The following is a 26,183-nucleotide window of genomic DNA, read 5'->3' as shown; positions in this document are numbered from 1 at the left end:
GGACACAGCCACAATGATAATGAATCATTGAATTATCAGGATTTTTTAATACAAGGTCACATAAAATAACACGAGCTTCTTCATTGGGTTTTCCTTTAATAGTTTAAGAGCGTTTGATAGCATAAAGTACCCCCTTCGGCTAATTCTAGATTTATTTTACCTCATTGTGGGAAAATTGTAATTTATGAGGTAAATTATTTGTTTTGATGAAGTTGGTTTCTGTGATATGGTGAAATTAAATTTTTTGTCTCTGAAATAAGGTGATCAGATTGCAAATTAATATTAGAGATATTGTTTCAAAAAGCATTTTGACTCCAGGGCGGGGTTTATTAGCCGATTATTCGCATTCATTGAATCCGTATGCCGGCTGTGCGTTTGGCTGCAGCTACTGCTATGTGAGGCAGCTTCCCGTTTCCCTTTTTCGCGAGGAAGAGTGGGGAACATGGATCGATATTAAAACAAATGCCGCCGAGCTGTTAAAAAGGAACTGGCGAAGGCCAGGAAGAAGGGGTCTGTTACTTTGTTCATGTCATCAGCTACAGACCCGTATCAGCCTATTGAAGCAAAAATAAAGCTAACGAGAAGTTTGTTGGAAGCCATGCTGGAGGAGCGTCCGGATTTTTTGTTCGTGCAAACTCGTTCACCCTTAGTCAAAAGGGACATCGATTTATTCAAACAATTCGGAGACAGGATCAGGGTGTCGATGACAATTGAAACAGATAAGGAAGATATCAGGAAGGCATTTGCTCCATCGGCCCCGCCAATACCCGCGAGGATGCAGGCATTGAAAGAAATAACCGATGCAGGGATATTGACGCAAGCGACAATTGCCCCCTTGTTGCCGTGTTCAAGAGAATTTCCGAGTAAACTAAAAAACATCGCCAGGCGGGTAACATTGGACGATTTTTGGATGGGAGACGGAAGCGGCGGAGTGCGGACAGCCAAATTAGGAGTTTATGAGATATATAAACAGATGGGAATGGAAAAGTGGTATAACCCCACTGCTTATAAGGTCGTTTTAAAAATGCTCAGAGAGGAATTGGAGGATGTGCAGCTCCTGGTTTCTCAAAAAGGATTTAGTCCGGATTAATTGATAAGAAAAATTTGCCCTTTCTGCTATTTGCGGGAAGGGTTTTTTTAAAAAAGTGGAACTGGGCCTCAGGCTAAATAAATAGTTAAACTCGCAAAACAGAAAAACTAATAAAGAAAAAGAAATATAAAATTAATAACTCGAATAATTGCAACTTCAATGATATGATATTGTTAAATATTGTAATTTTATTTAGGGGCTCATCATGAGATTTAATATGGATATAAAGAATTTAAAAGTAATTTATTCTTGAAATTGATTTTTAAAAAAACCATAAGTAATAAGCGAAAGGCGGAATCAGATAAATGATGCCGAGCATCACTATAAGTTCTTTAAAGAAAGAGTACCTGAGCTATTTTCTTTTTTGATGCTAGCCAATACTAAGTAGAATAAAAGAGGCGCTATCACCTCTTTTGTAATATTTTTATATTTTCCCTTCTTTAAGAGGAGATGGAGCCTATGAATAAGCCGGCAGTGTTACTTTTTTTAGTTATTGGACTCTTGATTACAGGGTGCACCAATCTAAGTGGGAATGTTAAAAAAATAATAGTAACTGGTGAAAAAACAGCTGCATTCGATGGTAAAGATGATATTCAAATTTTTTTACACGCAATCCAACATAGCAAAAAAATTGATGGGGTATTAGATGTACGTAAGAGTAACTATAAGTTTAAAATCATATACAAAAATAAAAAAACAAAATCATACTCACTTTGGTTGGGTGATCATCACAACGGAATGATTATGGATAATGAAAATACTCAAACAGGTTATACGTTGGCAAAATTTGATGCAGAAAAACTTTTGAAGCTTTTGTCAAAATAAAGGTTTCTTTTTCGGAGGTGTAAATATGGGTGTTGCATTTTGGGTAACTGCCATTGTTGGATTATTATCTTTCGGAGCTTGGATTTTGTATTATACCTCATTAGGAAAACGGATATCTCATGAAGAAAAAGAAGCTGGAAGAGACTTATCAAATGAAATAAATCCATTTACGGGTTCTTCAAAAAAAAATAAAAAATAATGAATGGCTCCTGTTAATACTTCGTCTAATTATAAGATTTTTAAAAAGGTTATTAGCTACGATGAACTGCCTATTGTGCTATAGTCCTTGTCATATTTCTCCCTCGATGAAAATAAGATTGAGTATCTTTTCATTTGGGGTGAGAATGATGGCAAACGATAATGATCATTTGATAACAAAAGACATGGTGATTAAATACAACCTGCTTAGTGAAAGAAAAAAAGAATTAGAAAAAGAACTCGATGAATTAAAGAAAACCTTCCATATCTATTTTGATAATTTAGTTGGTAAAAATGTAAAAGGCGAAATCACGGTCCATAATTACAAATTGCAACGGCAAATAAGAAATACGCAAAAGTTTAATGAAGTGGAAACTGTTAAGAGGCTGGAAGAATTAAATATGAAGGATCTGATTCGGGTCGTCAAAAAACCGGATGAAGAGAAAATCAATGCAGCCATGAATTTGAACTTTTTAAATGAGGATGATTTAAAAGGCTGTGTGGTAACCAGTTCTTCTCAAGCTATCGTGGTAAAGCCCCTCTGATAGAATTGAGTTTAAATGTAATGGTGTTATATATATTAAGTAGTTCCGTTTTAATGGAATAAGTGCCGGGCACCATTAGGAGAGTGCCTGGCACTTATTAAAGTGTTATATAATGGTGAAAATTATGTCCGACGCCGTCTAGAAGAGCGTCTCCTTGAAGAGCGTCTCCTTGAAGAGCGTCTCCTTGAAGAGCGTCTCCTTGAAGAGCGTCTCCTTGAAGAACGCCTGGAAGAACGCCTGGAAGAACGCCTGGAAGAACGTCTGGAAGAACGTCTGGAAGAGCGCCTAGAAGAACGTCTGGAAGAACGTCTGGAAGAACGTCTAGAAGAACGTCTGGAAGAACGCCTGGAAGAACGTCTGGAAGAGCGCCTAGAAGAACGTCTGGAAGAACGTCTAGAAGAACGTCTGGAAGACCGTCTAGAAGAGCGTCTGCTTAGTGGTCCAAGGGAAAATGGGTCCTCAAACATGAAGTCCCCGCTCCCAGACAGGATCAACTCATCCGCAGCCATTTGAATATCCTGTGGTGAAATGGTTTGTTGCATATAATAACCTCCTTATAAAATATAGAAGGAAATGTAATTTATTTGTTCCCTTCCTTACTATCAAGCTACGCATTTTCAGACAAAACGATTGTGTCTTTTCTCTAGTTTAGAAAGTTTTACCGTTAAATAAATACTTCTTTCTCATCGTGAGGATAGAATGCTATTGTGTTAAAACCATGGAATTGAATGTAAAAAGCATTGGTGAAAACCTAACGGGTTTACTTTAGAGGTGCAAACATTGTAAAACACAAAGGAAAACGCACTTGAATTCACGATATAATTCACAGTGCGTTTTTTTATGATTTATCAACATTTTGGCGAATTTTAATTGCTTATTTTGTCTTAATTAACATAGTAAATCACAGGGTATGAAATAATTATTGGAGGGTGTGTGAATTATTTGTGATTTAGTAAGAGGTCTTATCCTTAATTGAGTACCCAGTAATATTTAAATAAGCGGAGATTTTTCGGTTAGACTGCAGAATAGAGCTCGATTCGGGGTATATAAGCGGAGGTTTTCCATTTAAGCAAAGAAAAATTAACCATTTTCACGTTTTTCGAGTCAATAGTCGGAATCTTTCCGTCTATTTAAGCTATTTTCAGTGCTATTTCCTAATTAAGAGAAAATTCTCCGCTTATTTATCAAGCTTGCCTTAGTGAAAAAAAGAAAATTCAAAAAAAACTTAGAGATATTTGCATCTCTAAGCCTTTTTGACTGTGAATTATGCTGTGAAGTTTATGTGATTTGCTATTTAATTTGATCTGCGATTTACCTTTTTGCACCTCACAAGTAAACCCGTTAGTAAAAACCCAGTGCTTTTTTTGTGGAAAAGTATTTTAACCTTAGGCTGTTTTCGTAAACTTTGTTGCTATTTAGAGTGAATCAGATGGTTGATAAAGAAGTTGATTGGAGCGGAAGGTGCGAGACTCCTGCGGGAGCAGTGGGACAGGTGAGACCCCGCAGTCGCTTCAGCGACGAGGAGGCTCACCGCCCACCCCGTGGAAAGCGAGCATCCTGAAGCGGAAATCAACTACTACTAAAAACAAAAATCTTTTAGAAAACAGCCTAACCTTAAAAGGATTTTTCACAGTTCCTCTTTAATTTAATAGTTAGGAAGTTAAGGAGGGTAAAAGAATGAATCCTTTTGTTTTTGCTTGTATTGCACCGCATGGTATGGAAATCATTCCTGAAATGGCAGGGGATGATCCGGGCAGAATGTCGCTGACACGAAATAGCTTGATAAAAATGGGCAGGGATATGGAAAGTGCACAGCCTGATACGATTATTGTCCTGACACCGCATGGTACGCGGATCAACGGGCAATTTTCCATCACGGATTGTGAAAGAATGGAAGGAATTGCCGAAGAGAGAGGCCTTACTTTTACTATGGAAAAAAGGATTGACCGCGAGCTGGCAAGAAGTATTGCTGATAAGGCTTCCGCTGCTGAGCTTCCTGTTGGTACGATTAATTATGGAACAGCTGCAGGCCCGATTTCCTGTCTGCCTCTTGATTGGGGAGCGATTGTTCCGCTTCGGTTTATGCCAGACGTACCGATTGTAGTAATAACTCCCTCAAGAGAAATTCCATACGAAAAACATGTGCAATTTGGTAAAGCATTAAGAAAAGCAGTCCAGGCTTCATCAAAACGAATTGGATTGATTGCCAGCTGTGATTGGTCGCATACTCATGCAGAAACCGGCCCATATGGCTATAATCCAGCTGCAAAAAGGCTGGATGAAGAGGTGATCGAACTCATCAAACAAAACCAGCTGGAAAGAATGGGTGATTTTGATGATGAATATCTAGATGCAGCAAAACCGGACGGCAATTGGCAAACTCTCATCCTTGCCGGAGCTATTCCATCGGAAGAACGCAAGGTGGAGTTTTTGTCATATGAAGCGCCGACTTATTTTGGAATGCTGTGTACGGGAATTGTAAAGAAAGAGACTTTAAAAATTAATTTACAATAAAATGATGAATTTATTATTAATAAAGAAAGGGTGAAATGATACATATGTTAAACGAAATAGCTTGGGGTACTCCGGGTAGTTTATTATGTTTAGGCGTGTTTCTTGCCGGATTGGGAGTTTTCATCAAGTTATCGAGATATCGGGGATAACAAAAAAACATGTATGCGATAAAGACCTAAATTTCTGGGTCTTTTTTTGTTGGATACAACCTTGATAACCATAACCTTCCCATAAAAGGCCATGATGTTTTATTAAAGACTATCTCTCCTTTGAAATTCACGATTAATTCCGATCATTAAAGTGGTTTTTTGGATATCATTAATCGCATCTTCGCAAAACTTCGTATGTAGAATCGATATCTTTTATATAAGTAAATGGTAATATTTATCAAGTTTTAAATTATTTACCTAACAATATTGTAATGAAATCCAAATTTTAAGTAAAAAGTAGAAAAGGAAGTGTGATAAAAAGGAGGGCTAAAAAATGGTACAGCCGTTAACAGCAAAAGAGCTTGAATATATTGTTGATTCCATGTCAAATGAAGATTTATTAATTAAGCAAACTGTTGTCGCATTATCTCATTCACAAACGCCTGCAGTTCAACAATTATTTAATCAATTATCACAGCAGCATAAACAGCATTATCAACAATTGTTAACCACTTTACAACAGCATGCACCACTTGCACCAAAATTGCAGTAATGATGATTAGGAGGTTTAATAAATGAATCAGCAAATACCAGTTCTTCAGGAACAAGACATTGTTTATACATTTTTAGCAGATCTTAAACGAACAGCAAGAGAATATACAACAGCAGCTACTGAATCCAACTGTCCACAGGTTCGCCAGATGTTCGAGCAGCTTCTGCAAAACACATTAAAACTTCAGGGCCAGACGTATCAATTGATGAGCCAACAAGGCTGGTATAATACGTCGTCTCCTGCAGCGTACCAGGAGATTAACAAGCAGATGAATACATACCAGCAAACTCAAATGCAGACAAATCAAATGGTCCAGCAAAATCTAGGTTTAAGTTAACAGTTTTCTACTTAAGTTTAGGCTGTTTTCGTATACGTTGTTGCTATTGAAGGAGTAGTTGATTTCCACTCCAGGATGCTCGCTTTCCGCGGGGCGGGCAGTGAGCCTCCTCGGCGCACAGCGCCTGTGGGGTCTCACCTGTCCCGCTGCTCCCGCAGGACGTTGAATCAGCTTCCTAGAATCAACACCGCACGAAGGAAATGCGAGAGCATTTTCGAGGAGCTCGCACCTTCTGTTCCAATCAACTTCTTTTTCAACGATTTGCTTTTAAAAACCTAATTGCAAAACTAATTAGATACGGGATTCGTGTTATAAAAAAGGGCTTCTTCACTACCGCAGCGGTTGTGAGAAGCCCTTAATTTTATGGATGATTAACATGACTGTCTGTTAAATAATCCCAAGTTATTAATCTATTATTTTTTAATTAAGCCGATCTCAACCAGCCTTTGGTACAAAAAGTCACCAGCTGTGATTGCCGGGTATTTTTCCGGATTGTCTTCAGAGATACAAGCTGGAATTGTTTCAAGCAAGCAATTGCTGTATGGATGAACGAAGAACGGCATAGAATAACGAGCCGTATTTTCACCTTCAGGATTCACAACACGATGCGTTGTTGCTGGAATGACTTCATTTGAAATACGGGACAGCATATCCCCTGCATCTACAATGATTTGTCCTTTTTCAGCCTTAACTGGCATCCATTCTCCATCGTGTGTTAATAATTCTAATCCAGAAGCAGTAGATTCTACTAATAATGTAATTAAGTTGATATCTTCATGCTCTGCCGCACGGATTGCATTTGGATCCATTGAATCATGTAATGGAGGATAGTGAATTGTACGCAAAATACTGTTTCCATCTTGAATCATATCTGAAAAGAAGTTAGGGCGAAGGTCAAAATGCATCGCAAGTGCTTCTAGCATATTGCGCGCAACACGCTCTAATTCACGATAAAAAGATACAGCTTTGATTTGAAGTTCTGGAAGCTCTGTTGGCCAAATATTTGCTGAGTATTGGCTGCTTAAAGGGTGTCCCACAGGCAATTCCTGTCCAACATGCCAGAACTCTTTCAAATCGCCTACTGTACGGTTTTTAGCATGCTCTTTACCAAAGCCTGTATAACCACGTTGGCCCCCATTAATTCCTTCGTATTTCTTTTTCGTTTCAACATCCATGTTGAATAATTCTTGCCAAAGCTCATAGTTTCTGTCGATTAGCTTTGGATCTACACCATGGCCCTCTAAAATAATAAAGCCCGTTTCTTTTAATCCTGCAGCAAATTGTTCTGCAAAGGTAGCCCGCTGTTCTGAGTTGCCGTATGTAAAGTTCTTCAGGTTTAAAGTGCGAATCATTGGTTGTGTCATTTTTTTCTCTCCTTTCTAAGTTGAAAGCGTTATCAAACTATTAAAAAATAACATATGTATAGTGAAAAAACAATAGGAATTAATAGGACGATGATGACCAGCAGCTTATTTTTGAAAGGAGTAAATCGCAAAAAAAAATAGGGAGAAGGACATCGATTATTTCCATAGTTCGACTCATGAACTTTCCCTATTGGGGAGACCAATTAGAAGAACTTAATAGCATAACGGACGGCAGCACGCAGGGTAACTGTGGCTGCCGTTTTTGCCCTTATTGAATAGTTTGAAATAAAGTATTAATAAGTTGTTATGAACATATTGTAAACCCATTGTTTGTTAAATAAAAAGGTGTTATTATAAACAAAATATTCCATTTTATAAAGTCAATGAAGAGAACAAGTACGTGAGGAAAAACTCTAACAGCGAGCTGGGTATGGTGGAAGCCAGCGAGGAAGCCTTATCGAAAAAAATCATCTCTGAGATGCAAGACTGAACATAGAGTAAGTCTTGACGGGTTTCCGCCGTTAAAAGGAACACGTATGATTGTACGGTGACAAAGCGCTGTTGTGTTTTGCAACAGAATTTGGGTGGTAACGCGGGTAATACACTCGTCCCTTTCTATAGGGACGGGTGTTTTTTATTTTTTAGCTATGTTAAAGCACATAGTTGATTTTGACAAAATGTTGATTGGAGCGTAAGGCGCGAGACTCCTGCGGGAAAAGCGAGTCAAGGGAGACCCCACAGGCGCACAGCGCCGAGGAGGCTCCCGGACCGTCCGCGGAAAGCGAGCGCCTGGAGCGGAAATCAACAGGCAAGTTTAACAGAGCTTATTTTTTAAAAAGGAGGTTTTAACATGGATGTTAGCAATCAGAAGGAAAGCAGGACCAAGCGGGAAAGAAGGATATTGAATTTTTGGGAACAAAACAATATTTTTCAGCAATCAATGGAGAATAGAAAAAACAAAGAGACTTTTGTATTTTATGAAGGTCCGCCTACAGCTAATGGACTTCCGCATGTTGGGCATGCATTAGGAAGGACACTCAAGGATATTATTGCGAGGTACCAAACGATGAGCGGAAAGCATGTCGTTAGGAAAGCAGGATGGGATACCCACGGCTTACCCGTTGAATTAGGCGTAGAAAAAGCACTTGGCATCTCCGGAAAGAAAGAAATTGAAGAATACGGTGTTGAATCTTTTATTAATAAATGTAAAGAAAGTGTGTTTTCGTATGAAAAGCAATGGAGAGAATTCACAAGAGATTTAGGCTATTGGGTTGATATGGATCATCCATATATGACGATGGAGAATGATTATATCGAATCGGTTTGGAACATTTTAGGGACCATTCATGAAAAGGGATGGCTTTATAAAGGGCACCGAGTCTCGCCCTATTGCCCAAGCTGCCAAACATCCTTAAGTTCTCATGAAGTGGCTCAAGGATATAAAGTGGTAAAAGATTTAAGTGCAACAGTAAAATTTAAACTCCTGGAAAAAGAAAATGAATATGTGCTTGGGTGGACCACTACTCCATGGACTCTTCCTGCAAATGTAGCTTTAGCTGTAAATGGAGAATTTGATTATGTAAGGGTTAAAACAAACGATGAAACTTACATTGTTGCGGCCTCCAGATTAGACCAGGTAATCAATAAACCGTATACCATCCTGGAAACGTTGAAAGGTAAACAGCTGGCTGGTCTTTCTTATCAGCCGCCATTTGATTTTGTTGAAGTAAAGAATGGACATCGGATTGTCGAAGCAAAATTTGTTACAGAAGAAAGCGGTACTGGAATTGTCCATATTGCACCAGCATATGGAGAGGATGATTACCGTTTAGTTCAAGAAAACGGACTATCCTTTATTCATGTCGTAGACGAAAGCGGAAGATATGTGGATGCTGTAAAGCCTCTGGCTGGGCAGCTGGTTAAAGAAAGTGATGTTGCAATTGTTAAATTATTGCATGAAAAAGGATTATTGTTTCATAAGGAAAAGTATGAGCATTCCTACCCTCATTGCTGGAGATGTGATACTCCATTACTTTATTATGCTACTGAAAGCTGGTTTATCAAAACGACTGAACTAAAGGATGAATTTATCATCCAAAACAAAACTGTAAACTGGTACCCTGAGCATATTAGGAATGGGCGATTTGGCAACTTTTTAGAAGGATTAGTAGACTGGAATATCAGCAGGAACCGTTATTGGGGAACGCCATTAAATGTCTGGGTCTGTTCTTTCTGTGAAACTGAAGTTACACCAAAGAGTATGCATGAGCTGAAAAATAGAGCAAACGAAGATATTTTAGATATCGAGCTTCATAAACCTTACGTAGACTCCATTACGTTTACGTGCCCATCCTGTAAGGGAACGATGCACAGGACACCTGAGGTCATTGATGTCTGGTTTGATAGTGGTTCGATGCCGTTTGCTCAATACCATATTCCATTTGAAAATAATGAGCTATTTCAAAAACAATTCCCTGCCGATGTGGTAATAGAGGGAATCGACCAGACAAGAGGATGGTTTTACTCATTACTTGCAGTGTCTATTCTCTATACGGGTAAGGCACCTTATAAAAATGTCCTTGCCACAGGCCATGTTTTAGATGAACATGGACAAAAAATGTCGAAAAGCAAAGGGAATGCTTTAGACCCAATGGAACTAATCAATGCCTTTGGTGCAGACGCTCTCAGGTGGTCTCTAATTGAAGACAGTGCACCGTGGAATCCGAAAAGATTTTCAGAACGAAATGTTCAGGAAGCAAAGTCAAAGCTCGTTGATACACTTTCCAGCTTATATCATTTTTACAGCCTTTACGCCGAGATAGATTCATTTAATCCAGAGCTGCATAAAAGCGAGTCGATATCCCTAATGGATCGTTGGATTCTTTCAAGGTTAACGACAACTTCAAATCTTATGAAAAAAGAAATGGATCATTATCAGGTAACAACTGCCGCAAGAGTGGCAGGAAAACTGGTCGAAGAAATCAGTAATTGGTATATCCGCAGAAACAGGGATCGTTTTTGGAGTCAAGGAATGTCAGATGATAAAGCAGCGGCCTTTCAGACACTACACAAATTATTGACAGATATATCAAAGCTGCTGGCTCCGTTTGTTCCGTTTATTTCAGAAGAAATATATTTTTCGTTAACAGGAGAAAGTGTCCATTTAGCAGAATATCCGGTTGCTCAGAAGGATTTAATAGACGAAGAGCTTGAAAATCAAATGCAGGCAGTTTTAGAAATTGTGGAGTTAGGGAGAAGTGTCCGACACGCCCACCAGGTTAAAACAAAACAGCCACTTGCTAAAATGGTGATTATTACGAATGATTCTGATGGTGATTCACTAAGCTCTTTTGAGGACATCATTAAAGACGAACTTAATCTTAAGATGGTAGAGTGGGCTGATTCCTCAAATGACCTTATCGATTATCAATTGAAGCTTAATTTTAAGGCAGCAGGACCAAGGCTGGGTAAAGCGGTAAATGAAGTAAATCAAGGACTTAGCAATGCCACAACAGAAGAAGTTCAGCGTTTTCTAAATGAAGGAACACTAACCATTGCATTGAAAAATCAAGAGGTTATCGTATTGGAAAAAGAAGAGGTAGTTTTGCAAAAAACAGCCGCATTAAAAGGATTTGCTGAAGCCTCCAGCCGAAACTTTACCGTAATCCTGGATACCAATATCAATGAAGAATTAAGACGAGAAGGAACTGTGAGGGATTTCGTTAGAAGTATTCAAGACCTTCGAAAAAAAATGGACCTACCGGTTGAAAAGCGAATCGAACTTTATCTAAACTGCAGTACTGAATTTCAACAATTAGTGAAGGATTATATGCAGTTAATCAACAGCAGCATTGTTTTAAACACTCTTCATTTTTCTGACTCAGACCGGATGGAAAAGATCCAGGTTGGAATTGAGGAAGTTCTTGTAGGGATAGAATAAAGGTAATTTGCGGTCTTAGGAAAATAGAAAAGTGAGTTAAAGAGGGAGCAGCCGATTTTGGTTGATCCTTCTTTTAATTGGACCATCTTCATTGTGATTATTTAAAACGAATCAAAATAAATCAAATAAAAAAGCAGGAAATACCTATGTTTTTCCGAATCAGTTTATAAAGAATATTTTACCAGGTTCGCTACAATAAGTTCATGTCATTGAAATAAGTAGCTTAAAAACAGAATTAATGGAGGTTTAAACAAATATGATCAATGAAGTCTTTTCTGCTGCTCAAACAGGAGATACCAAACAATTAAAGGGTTTGTTGGATATTGATTCTACACTGGCAAACACTGAAAACAGCGATGGTCTAACACCTTTAGGATTTGCTGCACATTTTGGCCAGGCTGAATCTGTAAAGGTGCTGTTGGAGTATGGTGCAGACGTGAATGCTGTATCGCATTCTAAAGTCAGTTATATCCCCTCTAATACAGCTCTGCATGCCGCGATTGCAGGAGAGAGGAATATGGAAGTGATTAAACTGCTGCTTTCGCACAATACGCAGACGAATATTTTTGATAGCAACGCCCATACAAGTCTCCATACCGCTGCATTCCATGATGATAACATTGAAATGATCAATTTATTATTAGAACATGGAGCAAATGTCAATGCCAAAGCTGAAGATGGAAAAACGGCACTAGAGCTAGCAATAGAAAATGGTAATATCAATGTTGCCGAACTTTTGAAACAAAAAGGGGCTATAGAATAATTTTTAACAGGCCATTCAACGGAGAGTAATAGTTTAGAAATAACCGCCTAAAGAAAAGGCGGTTATTTGTTTTGACTGATAATAGGCTATCCGCTTAAAAGAAGTATTTTTTCATAAAATGGTTAATGTTAAAATAAGGTAAGCGGAGTTTTTAGATAGCGAAACAGAGACTCCAAAATTCTGTTTTTTATACCCCCATAATACATGATGGTTTGTTCGTATTCTTTTAGTATGGTCATCAATAAAAACACGAGGGAAATAATATGAACAAACTAACCAAGGGAGCCCTTGCGATGGTTTTAGCCGGGGCTGTTACGTTTTCTGTCACCAACGCTTTGATAGTCAAACACTCTTCTAAACGATTATCAAAAGAAAATACTTCATCTATATCCGGAGATCCCAAAAAAGCGGATGTAATCAGCCAAGCGGACAAAAAGGTGAAAGATCAAATGCCAGGACCAAATGTGGAAAACGGTCAAACAAAGCTTTCTCCTGAAATTCCGGCTTTGCAAGTGGCTTTTAGAAATAGAAACAAGAGTGGTGTGGCTATAAAAGTCAATAAACAGAATACGAAAAAATACAGTAAGAGTACTACAACAAACACTGCTAGTACGAATAAGACAACAACCACAATGATACTTGCGACAAGCGCAAAATCGCCAGACACAACAACTGCATCCAAGCCGACGGGAACTAAAATAACAAGTGCAACCAGAGCGACTGCATCCAAACCGACGGGAACTAAAATAACAAGTGCAACCAGAGCGACTGCATCCAAACCGACGGGAACTAAAATAACAAGTGCAACCAGAGCGACTGCATCCAAACCGACGGGACCTAATACAACAAATGCAGCGAGAACGACTGCATCCAAGCCGTCGAGAACTAATACAACAAGTGCAAGCACAACGACTGTTGCAACAACGACACCTCCGACAAGCACAAAAGCTCCAACCACAACGACTGCATCCAAGCCGACGGGAACTAATACAACAACTACAACGACAACCAACCGTGGACAACAAGTTTCTCTAGCCGCAAAAGAAAAGACCGCGAGCCATCGGGAACAAAAAGAAAACAACCGAAAGCAAATGTAATTCATTCAAAAAGGGTCACCCACATTATGGTGATCCTTTTTCTGTTCAAATTCAATATTAGAAAAACTTGGAATCCGCCAAGTCCTTAGGCGAATGCCTTAGTTTTTCTTATGCGTTTAGAATTTATGGATATAAATTCTGATAAGCTAAAAAGGCCTTCCCTAAAATGGGAAAGACCACGAAGATTCGATTAACTGGATTCCTTAACCTTCACAATAGAGGTTTCCTGAGTTACATTACCTTTTCGTTTTAGTTTATTCCAACCAACCGTTACTCCCTTTATTGCTGAGAATATGGATTTTATCACCACATAAGTCATAAGCTGTTTGTACAATATTCGTTGCAGAAACAGTGAGCTTAGTGGCTTTGGACTTTCTTTCTCCAATCGAAATGCATATAGAGAAGTAAAGAAATCCAGCAAGTAAAAAAAGATAAATCCAATGGCTGCTTTTTCAGGGTGTGTGGTAAAAAGGGCCATAATGAACAGTATATCTGCAAAAGGCGATATTGTTTGATAAATATATTGGAAAAGCCACATGTTTGGAAGGGCGATATATCCTAATGAGTTATGTTTTTTATTGAATAAAGCCTCACGATGTTTCCATAAGCATTGTAATGTACCATAAACCCATCGGTAACGCTGTTTTGCCAGACTTTTTATATCTTCCGGCACTTCTGTAAAGGCATGAGCCATTTCTTCGAATTCAATCTTTTTCCCATTGCGTAAAAGGGTAAGAGTGATATCGGTATCCTCTGCCAGTGTATCCTCTTTAAAGTATCCTGCTTCTTCTACCGCCGTCTTCCTCCAAGCACCGATCGCACCGGGTACAACCGTAATGCAATTGAGAGCTGCAAAAGCCCTTCTTTCAAGGTTAAAGCCTGTCACATACTCGATATGCTGCCAGTTTGTAAGGAGGTTCCCTTTATTGCCGACCTTTACATTACCTGAAACAGCAGCAACATTTTCATTTTTAAAATGGTTAATAAGCAATGAGATGGCATTTTCAGCGATGAGTGTATCAGCGTCAAGAGCAACCACGAATTCCCCCTTTGCTTCTTTAAAACCAAGATTAACAGCGGAAGATTTTCCTCCATTGTGTTTTTTAATTAATCTGACGAGAGGATTGTTGGTATAAGTTTCCTGAACCACAACGGAAGTGTCATCCTTTGATCCATCGTCGATAATCAAAATCTCAAAAGCAGGGTAATCGCTGGATAAAATAGAATTAACTGTTTTACAAATTACTTTTTCCTCGTTATAGGCAGCAATCACGACACTGACAAAAGGTGTAAAGCTAGGGTCGATCTGGGTCTCTTTATACCTTTTTACCTGCTTTCTCGAAAGGAGAACGAAGAGAGCCAGGCGCAAAATTCCTAAAATAATAGCTGAGTAGAATAGGAAGCTTAATCCAAAATGCCAGCCTTGTATCACCATGAATACAGCCTTGTCATAGACCAAATAAGGGCTGTCCTGATCAGCAGGGGGTATAATATGACTATCACTTTTTCCAATTAGATCAGCAATGGTGGTAAATTTGTAGCCGCGCTTTTTCAGTTCTTTAATAATAATAGGTAAGGCCTTTACAGTGTTGGATCGGTCACCGCCAGCATCATGCATCAAAATTACATTTCCTTTTGGCAGCTGATTCAATACCTGACTCACAATTTCATTGCTAGAATGTTTTTGCCAATCCTCAGAGTCAATTGATTCTGCAACCGTGGTATAGCCCATATCCTGTGCCCGGATTATAGGCACCAGTTCGCTTTTTGTTCTCGGTTCCGTACCGGACACATACGGCGGGCGGAAAAGGGTCATCGAATGACGGGTAATTTCTTGAAATAAACGCTGAGTTGCATTAAGCTCCATTCTCGTTTGAAATGGTGTGATAGAGGCAACATCAGAATGGGTGAATGTATGGTTGCCAATTTCATGACCTTCTTTAAACATCCTTTTAACCAGTTCTGGATGCTGCATAGCGTTCTCTCCAAGAATAAAGAAGGTACCTCTTATATGATTCTTGTCCAAAATGTCTAATATTTGAGGTGTATAAGCTGGATCCGGACCATCATCAAAGGAAAGGACGACTTTCTTGGTTTTGGGTTTACCATACCGTACCACCTCAGAAGGCTTTGGTAGTTTAATATAGGATTCGGTTTGAATCATACCATGTGAATCCAATTGAATCGTTCTTTTCCCTTTTTGTGATTGAGAAACTATTTTTAATATCTCACCAGCACCTTTATATTGTGGCTCAGGACTCACCAAAGGATTAAGGGCATGGGATGGATTGTGCATTTCCTTTGGTTTATTAATGTAATTCCAGATAGAAGGATCTTCAGAACCGAGACGCCAAAGCGCTATTCCTTTTGAGCCGCTATCTATCACTAACTTCATTTGATTATAAAATGTAGCAGCATCTAAAAACCAAACAATATGGTTTTTTCTTTTTATTTTGTAGCGTAAATAAGGGTTTCCTACTTGTTTATTCCAATGGATTTGGAGTTTGTTTCCATTTCCCAATTCCATAATATCCCCAAAAGTCATCGCAGCTGCAGGCTGATTGGAGTTTTCTTCCCAGTCATAACCGTAGCTACCCAAACTCACAATCAATTTTTCGGAAGGAATATTGAGCTGGTTTAAGGTCTCTTTTACCCAATCAGATGGAGCCACAGGTCCAGGTTTACTCATGGAGTTGTGCTGGTCATATAGCATGACAATCATACGATCAACGCTAGCTGCTAAAGAAGCATAGTTAAAGCTATTGTTCTTTGGAGGGACATCCATTGTGACCAAGAGACCATGTTGATGAAATGCTTCATAAACTTTATCCATAAATTGAGTGAAATGATCTTTGTCATTTGGATTGATTTCTTCGAAGTCAATATTAATACCGTCAAAGTCATTTGTTCTCACATAAGCCAGCAAATTTTTAATAAAAAGTTCTTCAGCACCGGGAGTAGTAAATAATCGGTGCAGTACATCGCTATCCCATTTATTGTTAATAACATTATTAATTAATGGAAGAATCCTTATATCATGTGCTTTTCCCTCTGCAATAATAGAGCTGTCAGTGCTGGGTTTAAGGGTAAGGCTAGGAGTAAGCTGCAGCCACTCAGGCACTAATGTTGTAATAGAATCTATATTTTTTTTGAAAGAAGTTTTGCTGTTTTCGTCCCAATTGACGTAAAAACCATACACTTCTTGTTTGCTCGCCATTTGTTTTTTGTTTAATAGACCCCTATTTTTTTGAATAAGAGGGGAAGGACTCGTTTTTTGAACCTGTGAAGCAAGCTCTGCTTCACTGAACATAGTATTAATCGGCTCGATCCCGCTCGCTGTACTTTTATTATTCAATTGCAGCTCAGGAAAGACTGGGTTAGTATTTAGGCTTTCAATAAAAATAGTCGATACTAAAACTAATAAAATAGTAAAGCCAGCACTCATTCGTTTAATAATGGACCAGCGACTTTTTCCGGGATCAAGAAAAATATGTTCTTGTTTTCGCTCCCTTTTTTTCAGCCCTAAATTGTAAAACCAGTGGAAGAAAAAATAGCAGATAAGACCAATCAAGCCTCCAAAGGCCCTGATGCAATGGATTGCGAATGTTGTATTTTAGCCTTTAGGGCAGAGAATAACCAGTAATCTTCCAATATGCGTAAATCCAGGTATGGTAAATGACGAATATTAGGAATAAAAGCCGTAATAAACGTACCAAGGAATAAGGCGATGATATTAAGTCGCAACAAAAGTGAAAAAGCAAACAATAATGGAATTCTTAAATTATCTAAAGGTAAAAAGGCCAGAAAAAAACCAATTGTACTTGCAACCGCTCCTGCGTTTCCTGTGACAGGTGCAAACAATGATCTGACATTCCACCTAAATATTCGATTCACTTAGATTCCTCCTCGTAGGTGCAGTGCCGAAAAAGTAAAACTTTATATTAATAATTTGATTTTATTAAATTAAAATCTGTAAAGAATCCACAGAATCGTTAACTTTAAGCAGACAGACTTATTTCGACAAAAGATAACTAACAAAACAAGTTTAGATAGTCATTTTAAGATTTTGGGGGTGGGCTGAAAAAGTTTTTTGATTTTTAAATGGTAATTGAGGATGATTTTATGTGAATTTTTTACTGGTGGATAACTGTCTCCTATTGAAATATGCATGGAGCAAATGTCGACGCCAAAGCAATGGCGGAAAAACTGGACTAGAGCTAGCAAAAGAAAATGGCAATATCAGTGTTGCAGAACTTTTGAAACAAAAAGGGCCATTGAATATTTTTTTAAAAGAAGGAAAATTTGGTACTAGAATAAAAGCCGTTCTCCCTTTAATAAGGAAGGACGGCTTTTAATATTTGAGGATTTTTTGAATAAGGGGCGATCTTTAATGTAACCCTTTTTCACTCCAGCATTGGATCCAGATTCACAGAATTCGTTAATAGTGTGGAGTTTACATTTTCTTATTTTAATTTTTACAAAATTTCATTTTTTGAAATAAATTCGAGTGATTTATTATTAAATATGAAAAAATGGGTATTTTTAAGGGAAATGGTAAAATATTAATTTACATTTTGTTCAAATGTGTGTTATATTTATGTTTGTATTTTTAAAATAATGAAAGCGCTCACCTATAATCCATCTGTGTTAAAAAAAATGAGGAAGAAAATGCAGTGATTAAGGGGAAGGAGGTGAATGTTGTGAAAAAGACTTTTCACAACATTTAATATGGGCTTTGTTGGTTTGTTTCTATCAGGTGCAGTATTATTTCTAAACAGTCTTATGCTATTAGGGAAAGCCGATGGAAAAAGCGTTGGGATCTTTAATATTTTCATAGGGACCATTCAGATAATTATCCCATTTTATTTAATGGTCGTTTCAGGTCAAGATCATTGGGAACTTTATAATGATGCATCGATTTTTCTATTTGGCTTAACTTATTTATATGTGGGGTTCACCTTATGGAAAGGGCTTGAAGGCAGCGGACTAGGATGGTTTAGTCTATGGGTTGCTGTTATTGGAATTGTATATACCATAACATCTTTTATTCACTTTCATAATGTTGTCAATGCATTAACATGGGGCATGTGGGCATTATTATGGTTTCTGTTCTTTTTATCCAATGCACTTAATAAGAAAATTGACCATTATATTGGCAGAGTTGCATTTGTTCAGTCATGGGTTACATTGACCATACCAGCGCTCCTATATTTTTTAGGTGTTTGGAGTACAAAAATTGTCAATCAAATCTGGACCTGCGTTTTAATTCTAGCTATTGTGTATTTTGTTGTTAGTTTTTTCAAATTGAAATTCTCATATAAAAAAGAAAAAAGTAGTCAAGCAATCCACGTAAATAAAACTTTGGGGGTAAAATAATATGTCAATCATAATCGGAATCATTGGAATCCTAGCTCTAGTAGGTATAGCTTGGTTGATGTCAAATGATAAGAAAAACATAAACTATCGTGCCGTTGGTGTAATGGCAGCTGTTCAGTTGTTTTTAGCTTGGTTTATGCTTAATACTTCAATTGGTAAAAAAGTTCTGCACAAAATCGTAGATGGCTTTAACAAAGTTCTTTCTTTCGGTAATGACGGTATCTCATTCGTATTCGGTGACCTTGCAGGAAAGCATTTATTCTTTGTAGATGTTCTGATGATGATTGTATTCGTAACAGCTCTTCTAGGTATTTTAACTTATTCAAGAATATTACCATTAGCTATTAAATACATTGGTGGTGCAGTAAGTAAAATAACAGGTTTACCAAAAGTGGAATCATTTGTTGCTGTGAATTCTATGGTATTTGGTGATACTTCTGCTATCCTTTCTGTTAAGTCATTTATTCCTAATCTTTCTGGTAACCGCTTGTTCGTTGTTGTTACTTCTTCTCTTGTTGCGGTAAGCTGTTCAATTTTAGGTGCTTACATGCAAATGATTCCTGCGGAGTTCGTATTGGTTGCGTTACCAATTAACGTATTCTCTGGTCTTATCCTATCAACGATCGTATGTCCTGTTCGTAAAGAAGAAGATGAAAAAATCGATATTAAGGGAATGATTCCTGAGAAATCTCTTTTCGAAGCAATCGGCAACTGGACATTGCTCGGCGGAAAGACGGCCTTAATCGTAGGCGCTATGCTTATTACTTATGTAGGATTGATCGCGGCAGTTAACTGGATTTTTACGTCAATCTTCGGTATCTCTTTCACTGGCGTACTTGGATATGTATTCGCGCCAATCGCTTGGATCATGGGTATTCCTACAAATGAGATTATTAAAGCTGGCTCAATCATGGGTACTAAGGTAGCCGCTAACGAATTCGTCGCTATGTTAGATTTCATGAAATTGATCCCTCAAATGTCTCATAAGACTGTTGGTATCGTATCAGCGTTCTTAGTATCTTTCGCCAACTTCTCTTCTATTGGAATTATTTTAGGAACTGTACAAGCTATCAATAATGAAAAGGCAAGTCAGTTAGCTAAGGTTGGTTTAAAGGTTTTGTTAGTAGCAACAATGGGATCAGTCTTAACTGGAACTATCGTAGGTTTGTTCCTATAATAATTTAATTATGATGGTTCCGATCCCCTTCTCAATTTATTTACCTTTGTATTGTAATTTTATTGGCTGATAGCTGTCGCCTACTGAAAAAAGCAACAATCCTTTAGAAAAGATATAAAATAAAAAGGTGCAATTCTCAGAGTTTCTCGAGATTGCACCTTTCCCTTTTTTAAGCTACTTTTTGTTCTGTCTTTTCCTCGATTTTTTGACCTTCCCATTTTGTAATAACAAGGGCTGCTAATGAGTTTCCGACAATATTGACAGCTGTCCGTGCCATATCAAGGATTCGGTCAATCCCTGCAATAAAGGCAAGTCCTTCAACTGGAATTCCTACACTTCCAAGTGTCGCAAGCAGGACAACAAACGAAACACCCGGAACACCAGCTATTCCTTTGGATGTGACCATTAATACGAGAACCAATGTGATTTGATGACCAATACTCATATGAATCCCATACATTTGAGCGATAAACAAGGCAGCAATTGCTTGATATAGAGTCGATCCATCAAGGTTAAAGGAATAACCAGTTGGAATCACAAAAGAGGTGATGGCCTTTGGACAGCCTAGCTTCTCCATTTTTTCCATGATTTTTGGAAGCACGGTTTCGGAGCTTGCTGTTGAATAGCCTAATAATAATTCATCTTTTAAGTATTTTAAGAGTTTAAAAATATTAAATCCGGCAATTTTCGCCGTCAATCCCATCACGACGAGAATAAAGAAAATCATCGATCCGTACACAACTAGGACTAGTTTCCCTAGTGGAATTAAAGATGATAAACCGAATGTGGATATGGTCACGCCAATTAACGCAAATACCCCAAGCGGTGCAATCTTCATAATTTGGTTTGTCACATAAAACATGGCTTCAGCTGTTCCCTTGAAAAACTGGAGAATCGGTGTTCCTTTCTCTCCGATTGCTGCTACTCCTAACCCAAACAACACCGAGAAGAAGATGACAGCAAGCATGTCCCCATTCGCTAAAGATTGAACAATATTGGTAGGAACGATATTCACAAACGTGTCGGCCATCGAGTGCGACTCCGTTGTTTTCGCCGTACTTACATACGCATTAATATCGGTTTTGGTAAGATGGGAGCGGTCCACGCCTGTTCCCGGGTGGAATAGGTTTGCGGCAGACAGTCCCACTACGATCGCAATCGTTGTAATGATTTCGAAGTAGAGGATGGTTTTTCCCCGAGCTTCCCTAAGGACTTCATATCCCCTACACCAGCAACGCCAACGATTAGACTTGAGACCACGATTGGAATCACAATCATTTTGATTAAGTGAATAAATATATTTCCAATTGGCTGCAGGTATTCAGCGACATGGGGATTTCCGTAAAAAATCCCGCCAACCGTGATACCAAGAACCAACCCTATGAAAATTTGCCATGCTAATCCAATTTTTTTCATATCTAGCACTCCTTAAATTCTATCAATGAAATTCATTTTAGATTTCTTTATCTATATTAACAATATATAATATAGATAAAAATAATCTCAATTTGATATAGGTGGATTATATTATGGAATTAAGACAGTTAAAATACTTTGTTGAAGTTGCGAAAAATGAGCATTTTTCTATGGCTGCAGAAACCTTGCATGTTGCCCAGTCAGCTTTAAGCCGCCAGGTAGGGCTTTTAGAAAAAGAATTAGGAGTAGAGTTATTTGAAAGAGAGGGTCGAAATGTAAAATTAACCCCTATTGGAAAAATGTTCTTAGAACAGGCGATGATTGCTTTAAAGGCGATTGACAATGCCACTCAGCTTATCGAAGAATATTTGGAACCGGAACGCGGAATTATCCGTATCGGTTTTCCATCCAGTATAGCGAGCAGTACGCTGCCAACCATCATTTCAGCTTTTAAAAAAGAGCATCCAGATGTACGGTTTCATTTGCGTCAAGGATCCTATGAATTTCTCACAGAGGGGATCAAGAAAAGAGAGATTGATTTAGCGTTTATCGGTCCTGTGCCGGTCAGTGATCCGGATTTACATGCCGATATCCTTTTTTCGGAGTATTTTTACGCACTCATACCTGAAACTCACTCTCTAGCGCAGAACGGTAGTTTATCCCTATACCAATTGGAGCGTGATTCCTTTGTATTATTTCCACAAGGCTTTGTTCTTCGCAAAATAGTAGTGGATGCTTGCCATCAGGCGGGTTTCCGGCCATTCATTCCTTATGAGGGTGAAGATTTAGATGCGATAAAAGGATTAGTTTCTTCAGGAATCGGTGTCACTCTTCTCCCTGAGACGACCCTCTTTGGGAATATGCCTAGTGGAACAATTAAAATAAAAATCAGCCATCCAGAGGTGAAAAGAACGGTGGGAATCATTATTCCCAAAAATCGTCCACTTTCTCCTTCAGAGAAGCTGTTTTATGAATTTGTGCTGGATTACTTTAGACACATTAATTTGTGGACATAGATGCTGTCAGCATCCGAAATTAAAGGATGACTCTGACTTTGGGTATCATCCTAAAAAAGAGGCACTATTAATGTGCCTCTTTCATGTGATATATACTCCAAGTCTGTTTATGGAAGGATATTGCCTGCAGAACGATAAATACTATACCATTCTTCACGCGTCAGATGAATTTCGCTTGCCTTACAGCATTCCTTAAGCCTGTCTAAATTCATTGTACCTATGACCGGCTGCATTTGTGCTGGATGGCGTAAAATCCATGCAGTGGCAATGGTAGTGTTGCTAACCTCATATTTTTTTGCGATTTCATCAATTTTTTGATTCAATTCTGGAAACTTGTCGTTTCCGAGAAATACTCCTTCAAAAAATCCGTATTGGAAAGGGGACCATGGCTGTATTGTGATATCGTTCAGCCTGCAATAATCAAGTACGCTCCCATCTCGATTTATGGCAGAATCATTTTCCATGTTCACATTCATTCCATTAGAGATCATGTTGGCGTTGGTTATACTTAATTGCAATTGGTTTGCAATAAGCGACTGTTTCACAGATTTCTTTAGCAGTTGGATCTGCGTCGGATTCTGATTGGAGACGCCGAAATGCCGTACTTTACCCGAATTTTCAAGAATATCAAACGCCTCTGCTACCTCTTCGGGCTCTACAAGAGCATCAGGGCGGTGCAGATGCAGAACATCGAGATATTCTGTTTTCAGCCGTTTCAAAATTCCGTCTACCGAATCTAAAATATGTTCTTTGGAAAAGTCGAACATTCCCTGACGAATTCCACATTTCGATTGCAGAATGATTTTTTCACGAATATCTGTGTTCATGTGAATGGCATCTGCGAATATTTCCTCGCATGTTCCGCCGCCATAAATGTCCGCATGGTCGAAGAAGTTCGCTCCTTCTTCTAAAGCTGTTTGGACAAAGCGCTCAGCCTCGTCTTTTTCTAGTGTGTTAATACGCATGCAGCCGACTGCAACGACCGGCACCTCTAAAGTACTGCTTCCTAGTTTCATTGTTCTCATGGTTTACTTCCTCCATTTTTGGAATAGATAACTTAGTGAAATGGTGTCGACATATGTTGGGTTGTTTGACTTTCTTTTAAACTTCATACCCGAATTAATGAAAACAATACGGATTCATATCTATTCTGACACATAGGTAGAGTAGGCTCAATCTTTAAGGAGCATACCTCGATTTGTTCGGAGAACCTTTTTTTAAATAAAAATAGAATAGTGGATATGAAAAAGTTTATATAATCATATTTCCTGCGATAAATCTGCAGTGTTTTCAATAACTCAAAGCTAACTTAAAAGGGTAAACTTAAGAAGTAATAAAATAATTTAATGGGTGGATATCGATGACTAATACAATAGTAGACAAATTAAATCTACATAAATATAAAAAAGTAGCAGTATTGCATTCGCCGAAGGGTTCAGATTATTTATCTGAGTTAGAAGATTATGATACAGAGCTCACTGATAGTAAGTATGATCTTATTTTTGCTTTTGTGTTAGATATGGAGTCTTTAAAGGGACTTGTAAACAAGGTGATTGAGAAAAATTGTTTAAATAAAAACGGTTATATCTTTTTGGCCTATCCAAAAAAGGGGAATAAAGTATATCCAACGTTCATTCATCGTGATGATTTATTAGATGGATTGGGTGCTGATGAAAATGGTTATGTTGGGACAAGTAATATTAAATTTGCACGAATGGTAGGATTAGATGAGGTCTTTACGGTTGTCGGACTAAAAGAAGATTCTCAAAACCGAAATAAAGCAACGACAGCTGCAAGTCAATGCGTAGATGATTATATAGAGATGGTTCCACATGTTGAAAGAGATTTACAACACACTCCAGATCTATTAGCTTTTTATCAATCACTTACTCCCGGATACCGCAAAGATTGGGCTCGTTATGTTTATAGTGCAAAACAAGACGCGACAAAAGATAAGCGACGTGAGGAAATGAAAATGATTCTTGGTGCGGGATACAAGAGCCGGGATCTTTATCAGAGAGATAAAAAATAACTGTCAGCAATGATTTCTGGAATCTTAAGAGAATTTCATCCGAGCGATATCTCTTGAATCGCCCGCCGAAATTGGCTAGAGGATTTATATCTCTGTATTCTATGATTAGGAACGTTTGATAAGGGTTTATTCATAATCGAATAAGTATTGGAGGGTCTAGCTTGGAAAAGAGTGAATTTTGGAATCTGATAGAGCAGCCAATGTCTTACATAAAAGAATGGGAACCAGAAATATCTGTTCGGAGAAGAAACCTTCGATTATGATGAAACTAAAAATTAAAACCAACTTGTTGTCGATTAGTCTATCTCAAATTCTCTTCTTTGTCTTAATGCCCGTATGGTTAAAGCTATTATCCTATCTTAACCCAATGGTTTTGGTCGTTGTGTGGATGTGTTTGACCATTTTTGTGTTTTTCGCCGTATATTATGTGCGAAAAGAAACGATACAAATACATGTTCTTATCATAAAGCTGGTCCTGAGCATTTATAGCTTTGGCTTAATGGTTTTGTTATTTTTCCGTCCAGCTAATCAACAGTATAGTCAAATTAACTTTATACCATTTAAAACGATTGTTGGCTTCCTTACAGGTGAGGGGAATTTTCTTATTGCCTTTTACAATATAACAGCGAATATTCTCCTATTCGTGCCATATGGTGTAGTGACTTTTTTGCTAAACAAAAGCCCATCGAGGAGTCAATTGTATATCATACCTGCAATAGCCATATTGCTAATAGAAATTATCCAGCACCTTACCAAGCGCGGAAGTATGGATATTGATGATTTTATATTAAATCTGTTAGGAGTATGTATTGGTTATCTTGTGCATCCGGTGATTCAAAAAGTGGTGAAAGTCAAAAAATATAAAGTTTGATAACTTAGCATCCCTAAAAAAGGGGATGTTTTTTTCGTTCATTGAAAAACATCAATTGGGAGAGGCATGTTGAAGTAACTGCAAACTTTCAAGCAATAATAAAACCAAGATGGATTATGAAGAAATCATAATATATCTTGGTAATGAAAATAGGAAATCTAATCAAAATAAACCGATTTCTGAGGTTTTTTTAAGTATTTAAAAGCCAACTCAATTTGTGATTTAGTATTTCGGGCTGTTGATAGGGGGGAAGTTCGCTTTCTGCAAAGAAATTAACTGCAATTGTTTCGATTCCTTCAACTGGTTGTCCGCCAATGATTTCACATTGAATAAACATTTTATAAATATGGTAGGCAGAAAGAGGATGTGGATGACATTTCGTATCGGTTACAGCTAACAATTTGATTACTTTTACATCAAACCCAGATTCTTCTTTTACTTCTTTAACAGCTACTTCACTTGGGGTTAGTCCAATGTCAGCCCACCCGCCAGGTAATGCCCATTTACCATCGGCCTTTTCCCTGACCATTAGAATTTTATCATCCTTAAAGACAGCAGCCCTAATATCGACCTTCGGAGTTGCATAACCAGTTTCACTTGCAAATAAATCCTTGATGACTGTTTTTTCAAGATTTGTATGTTGAGATAAAATGTCAACGCTTATATTTCTTATTAATTCAAACCTTTCCAAGTCATAAACATCTTTTGAATACGTTAATCCCGCCTGTGCAATGGACTGAAGCTGTTTCGCCCAATCCAGCCATTTCGGTTCCATACTCATCACCACCAGCTTGTCTAATATCCTAATACTATATTAACTATTGTGCTATTTTGGCTCGGCTCCTGCTCTAAATTGAAAAATAAAAACTAATCAAATTGTCATTTTATGTTAAAATTTTTCAATAGAATCGGAAATAGGT

Annotated in this window: 20 protein-coding genes, 3 pseudogenes and 1 other annotated feature; of the genes and pseudogenes, 17 read left to right on the top strand and 6 right to left on the bottom strand. The window is 38.0% G+C overall.

What is annotated here, in order from left to right:
• The first annotated feature begins 269 nt into the window (after positions 1–269).
• From RCG23_RS09545 to RCG23_RS09510, 8 genes and pseudogenes are all read left to right on the top strand, one after another.
• A pseudogene (locus RCG23_RS09545) lies at positions 270–1,090 on the top strand (radical SAM protein).
• 459 nt (positions 1,091–1,549) lie between these two features.
• Positions 1,550–1,915 (top strand): YhfM domain-containing protein, encoded by a 366-nt coding sequence (locus RCG23_RS09540; protein ID WP_308179509.1) that lies wholly within the window; start codon positions 1,550–1,552, stop codon positions 1,913–1,915.
• 25 nt (positions 1,916–1,940) lie between these two features.
• Complete coding sequence (locus tag RCG23_RS09535) at positions 1,941–2,114, top strand: hypothetical protein (protein WP_308179508.1); 174 nt, start codon at positions 1,941–1,943, stop codon at positions 2,112–2,114.
• Between the two features lie 145 nt (positions 2,115–2,259).
• Positions 2,260–2,658 carry a hypothetical protein gene (locus RCG23_RS09530; protein ID WP_308179507.1) on the top strand — a complete coding sequence of 133 codons (399 nt, stop codon included), beginning with the start codon at positions 2,260–2,262 and terminating at the stop codon, positions 2,656–2,658.
• Positions 2,659–2,760: 102 nt separating this feature from the next.
• Positions 2,761–3,171 carry a hypothetical protein gene (locus RCG23_RS09525; protein ID WP_308179506.1) on the top strand — a complete coding sequence of 137 codons (411 nt, stop codon included), beginning with the start codon at positions 2,761–2,763 and terminating at the stop codon, positions 3,169–3,171.
• Positions 3,172–4,335: 1,164 nt separating this feature from the next.
• On the top strand, positions 4,336–5,172 hold the full coding sequence (locus tag RCG23_RS09520) for a DODA-type extradiol aromatic ring-opening family dioxygenase (RefSeq protein WP_308179505.1): 837 nt from the start codon (positions 4,336–4,338) through the stop codon (positions 5,170–5,172).
• 483 nt (positions 5,173–5,655) lie between these two features.
• Positions 5,656–5,874, top strand: coding sequence for a hypothetical protein (locus RCG23_RS09515; protein ID WP_308179504.1), 219 nt, complete (start codon positions 5,656–5,658; stop codon positions 5,872–5,874).
• A 22-nt stretch (positions 5,875–5,896) separates the two neighbouring features.
• Entirely contained in the window at positions 5,897–6,211 is a 315-nt protein-coding gene (locus RCG23_RS09510) for a spore coat protein (protein WP_308179503.1), read from the top strand.
• A gap of 413 nt (positions 6,212–6,624) precedes the next feature.
• Here the strand turns inward: RCG23_RS09510 and RCG23_RS09505 are convergent, their stop codons facing one another.
• A complete protein-coding gene (locus RCG23_RS09505; RefSeq protein ID WP_308179502.1) occupies positions 6,625–7,575 on the bottom strand; it encodes an isopenicillin N synthase family dioxygenase in 951 nt (316 codons plus the stop codon).
• Positions 7,576–7,949: 374 nt separating this feature from the next.
• Positions 7,950–8,191 (top strand) — a binding site (T-box leader).
• Between the two features lie 234 nt (positions 8,192–8,425).
• On the opposite strand from RCG23_RS09505, the gene ileS reads away from it, so the two are divergent.
• From ileS to RCG23_RS09490, 3 genes are all read left to right on the top strand, one after another.
• The gene (gene ileS / locus RCG23_RS09500) at positions 8,426–11,515 is read left to right on the top strand and encodes an isoleucine--tRNA ligase (protein WP_308179501.1); all 3,090 of its coding nucleotides are present in this window, start codon (positions 8,426–8,428) and stop codon (positions 11,513–11,515) included.
• A gap of 256 nt (positions 11,516–11,771) precedes the next feature.
• Positions 11,772–12,278, top strand: coding sequence for an ankyrin repeat domain-containing protein (locus tag RCG23_RS09495; RefSeq protein WP_308179500.1), 507 nt, complete (start codon positions 11,772–11,774; stop codon positions 12,276–12,278).
• A 263-nt stretch (positions 12,279–12,541) separates the two neighbouring features.
• Entirely contained in the window at positions 12,542–13,375 is an 834-nt protein-coding gene (locus tag RCG23_RS09490; RefSeq protein ID WP_308179499.1) for a hypothetical protein, read from the top strand.
• A gap of 190 nt (positions 13,376–13,565) precedes the next feature.
• Here the strand turns inward: RCG23_RS09490 and RCG23_RS09485 are convergent, their stop codons facing one another.
• Complete coding sequence (locus RCG23_RS09485) at positions 13,566–16,946, bottom strand: trifunctional glycoside hydrolase family 18/polysaccharide deacetylase/glycosyltransferase family 2 protein (protein WP_308179498.1); 3,381 nt, start codon at positions 16,944–16,946, stop codon at positions 13,566–13,568.
• Positions 16,943–17,269 (bottom strand): hypothetical protein, encoded by a 327-nt coding sequence (locus tag RCG23_RS09480; RefSeq protein WP_308179497.1) that lies wholly within the window; start codon positions 17,267–17,269, stop codon positions 16,943–16,945. The genes RCG23_RS09485 and RCG23_RS09480 overlap by 4 nt, the downstream gene beginning before the upstream one ends.
• Before the next feature lie 230 nt (positions 17,270–17,499).
• Between RCG23_RS09480 and RCG23_RS09475 the strand changes: the two genes are divergently transcribed.
• The 3 genes from RCG23_RS09475 (at position 17,500) to RCG23_RS09465 (ending at position 19,928) form a co-directional block, all read left to right on the top strand.
• Complete coding sequence (locus RCG23_RS09475) at positions 17,500–17,730, top strand: hypothetical protein (RefSeq protein ID WP_308179496.1); 231 nt, start codon at positions 17,500–17,502, stop codon at positions 17,728–17,730.
• A gap of 373 nt (positions 17,731–18,103) precedes the next feature.
• The gene (locus RCG23_RS09470; RefSeq protein ID WP_308179495.1) at positions 18,104–18,751 is read left to right on the top strand and encodes an AmiS/UreI family transporter; all 648 of its coding nucleotides are present in this window, start codon (positions 18,104–18,106) and stop codon (positions 18,749–18,751) included.
• A gap of 1 nt (position 18,752) precedes the next feature.
• A complete protein-coding gene (locus RCG23_RS09465) occupies positions 18,753–19,928 on the top strand; it encodes a NupC/NupG family nucleoside CNT transporter (protein WP_308179494.1) in 1,176 nt (391 codons plus the stop codon).
• 169 nt (positions 19,929–20,097) lie between these two features.
• Here the strand turns inward: RCG23_RS09465 and RCG23_RS09460 are convergent.
• A pseudogene (locus RCG23_RS09460) lies at positions 20,098–21,344 on the bottom strand (cation:dicarboxylate symporter family transporter).
• A 113-nt stretch (positions 21,345–21,457) separates the two neighbouring features.
• On the opposite strand from RCG23_RS09460, the gene RCG23_RS09455 reads away from it, so the two are divergent.
• A complete protein-coding gene (locus tag RCG23_RS09455; protein WP_308179493.1) occupies positions 21,458–22,360 on the top strand; it encodes a glutamate biosynthesis transcriptional regulator GltC in 903 nt (300 codons plus the stop codon).
• 107 nt (positions 22,361–22,467) lie between these two features.
• Here the strand turns inward: RCG23_RS09455 and RCG23_RS09450 are convergent, their stop codons facing one another.
• Positions 22,468–23,385: an aldo/keto reductase gene (locus RCG23_RS09450; protein ID WP_308179492.1), complete on the bottom strand. Its 918-nt coding sequence runs from the start codon at positions 23,383–23,385 to the stop codon at positions 22,468–22,470.
• A gap of 335 nt (positions 23,386–23,720) precedes the next feature.
• On the opposite strand from RCG23_RS09450, the gene RCG23_RS09445 reads away from it, so the two are divergent.
• On the top strand, positions 23,721–24,392 hold the full coding sequence (locus RCG23_RS09445) for a YdeI/OmpD-associated family protein (RefSeq protein ID WP_308179491.1): 672 nt from the start codon (positions 23,721–23,723) through the stop codon (positions 24,390–24,392).
• Positions 24,393–24,651: 259 nt separating this feature from the next.
• A complete protein-coding gene (locus tag RCG23_RS09440; RefSeq protein WP_308179490.1) occupies positions 24,652–25,263 on the top strand; it encodes a VanZ family protein in 612 nt (203 codons plus the stop codon).
• A gap of 158 nt (positions 25,264–25,421) precedes the next feature.
• Here RCG23_RS09440 and RCG23_RS09435 read toward each other — a convergent pair.
• A pseudogene (locus tag RCG23_RS09435) lies at positions 25,422–26,038 on the bottom strand (NUDIX hydrolase).
• Between the last annotated feature and the right edge of the window lie 145 nt (positions 26,039–26,183).

Origin of the sequence: Neobacillus sp. PS3-34, assembly GCF_030915465.1 — a bacterium.
Classification (GTDB): Bacteria; Bacillota; Bacilli; order Bacillales; family Cytobacillaceae; genus Neobacillus_A.
This window is presented reverse-complemented; position numbering and strand designations above follow the sequence as displayed.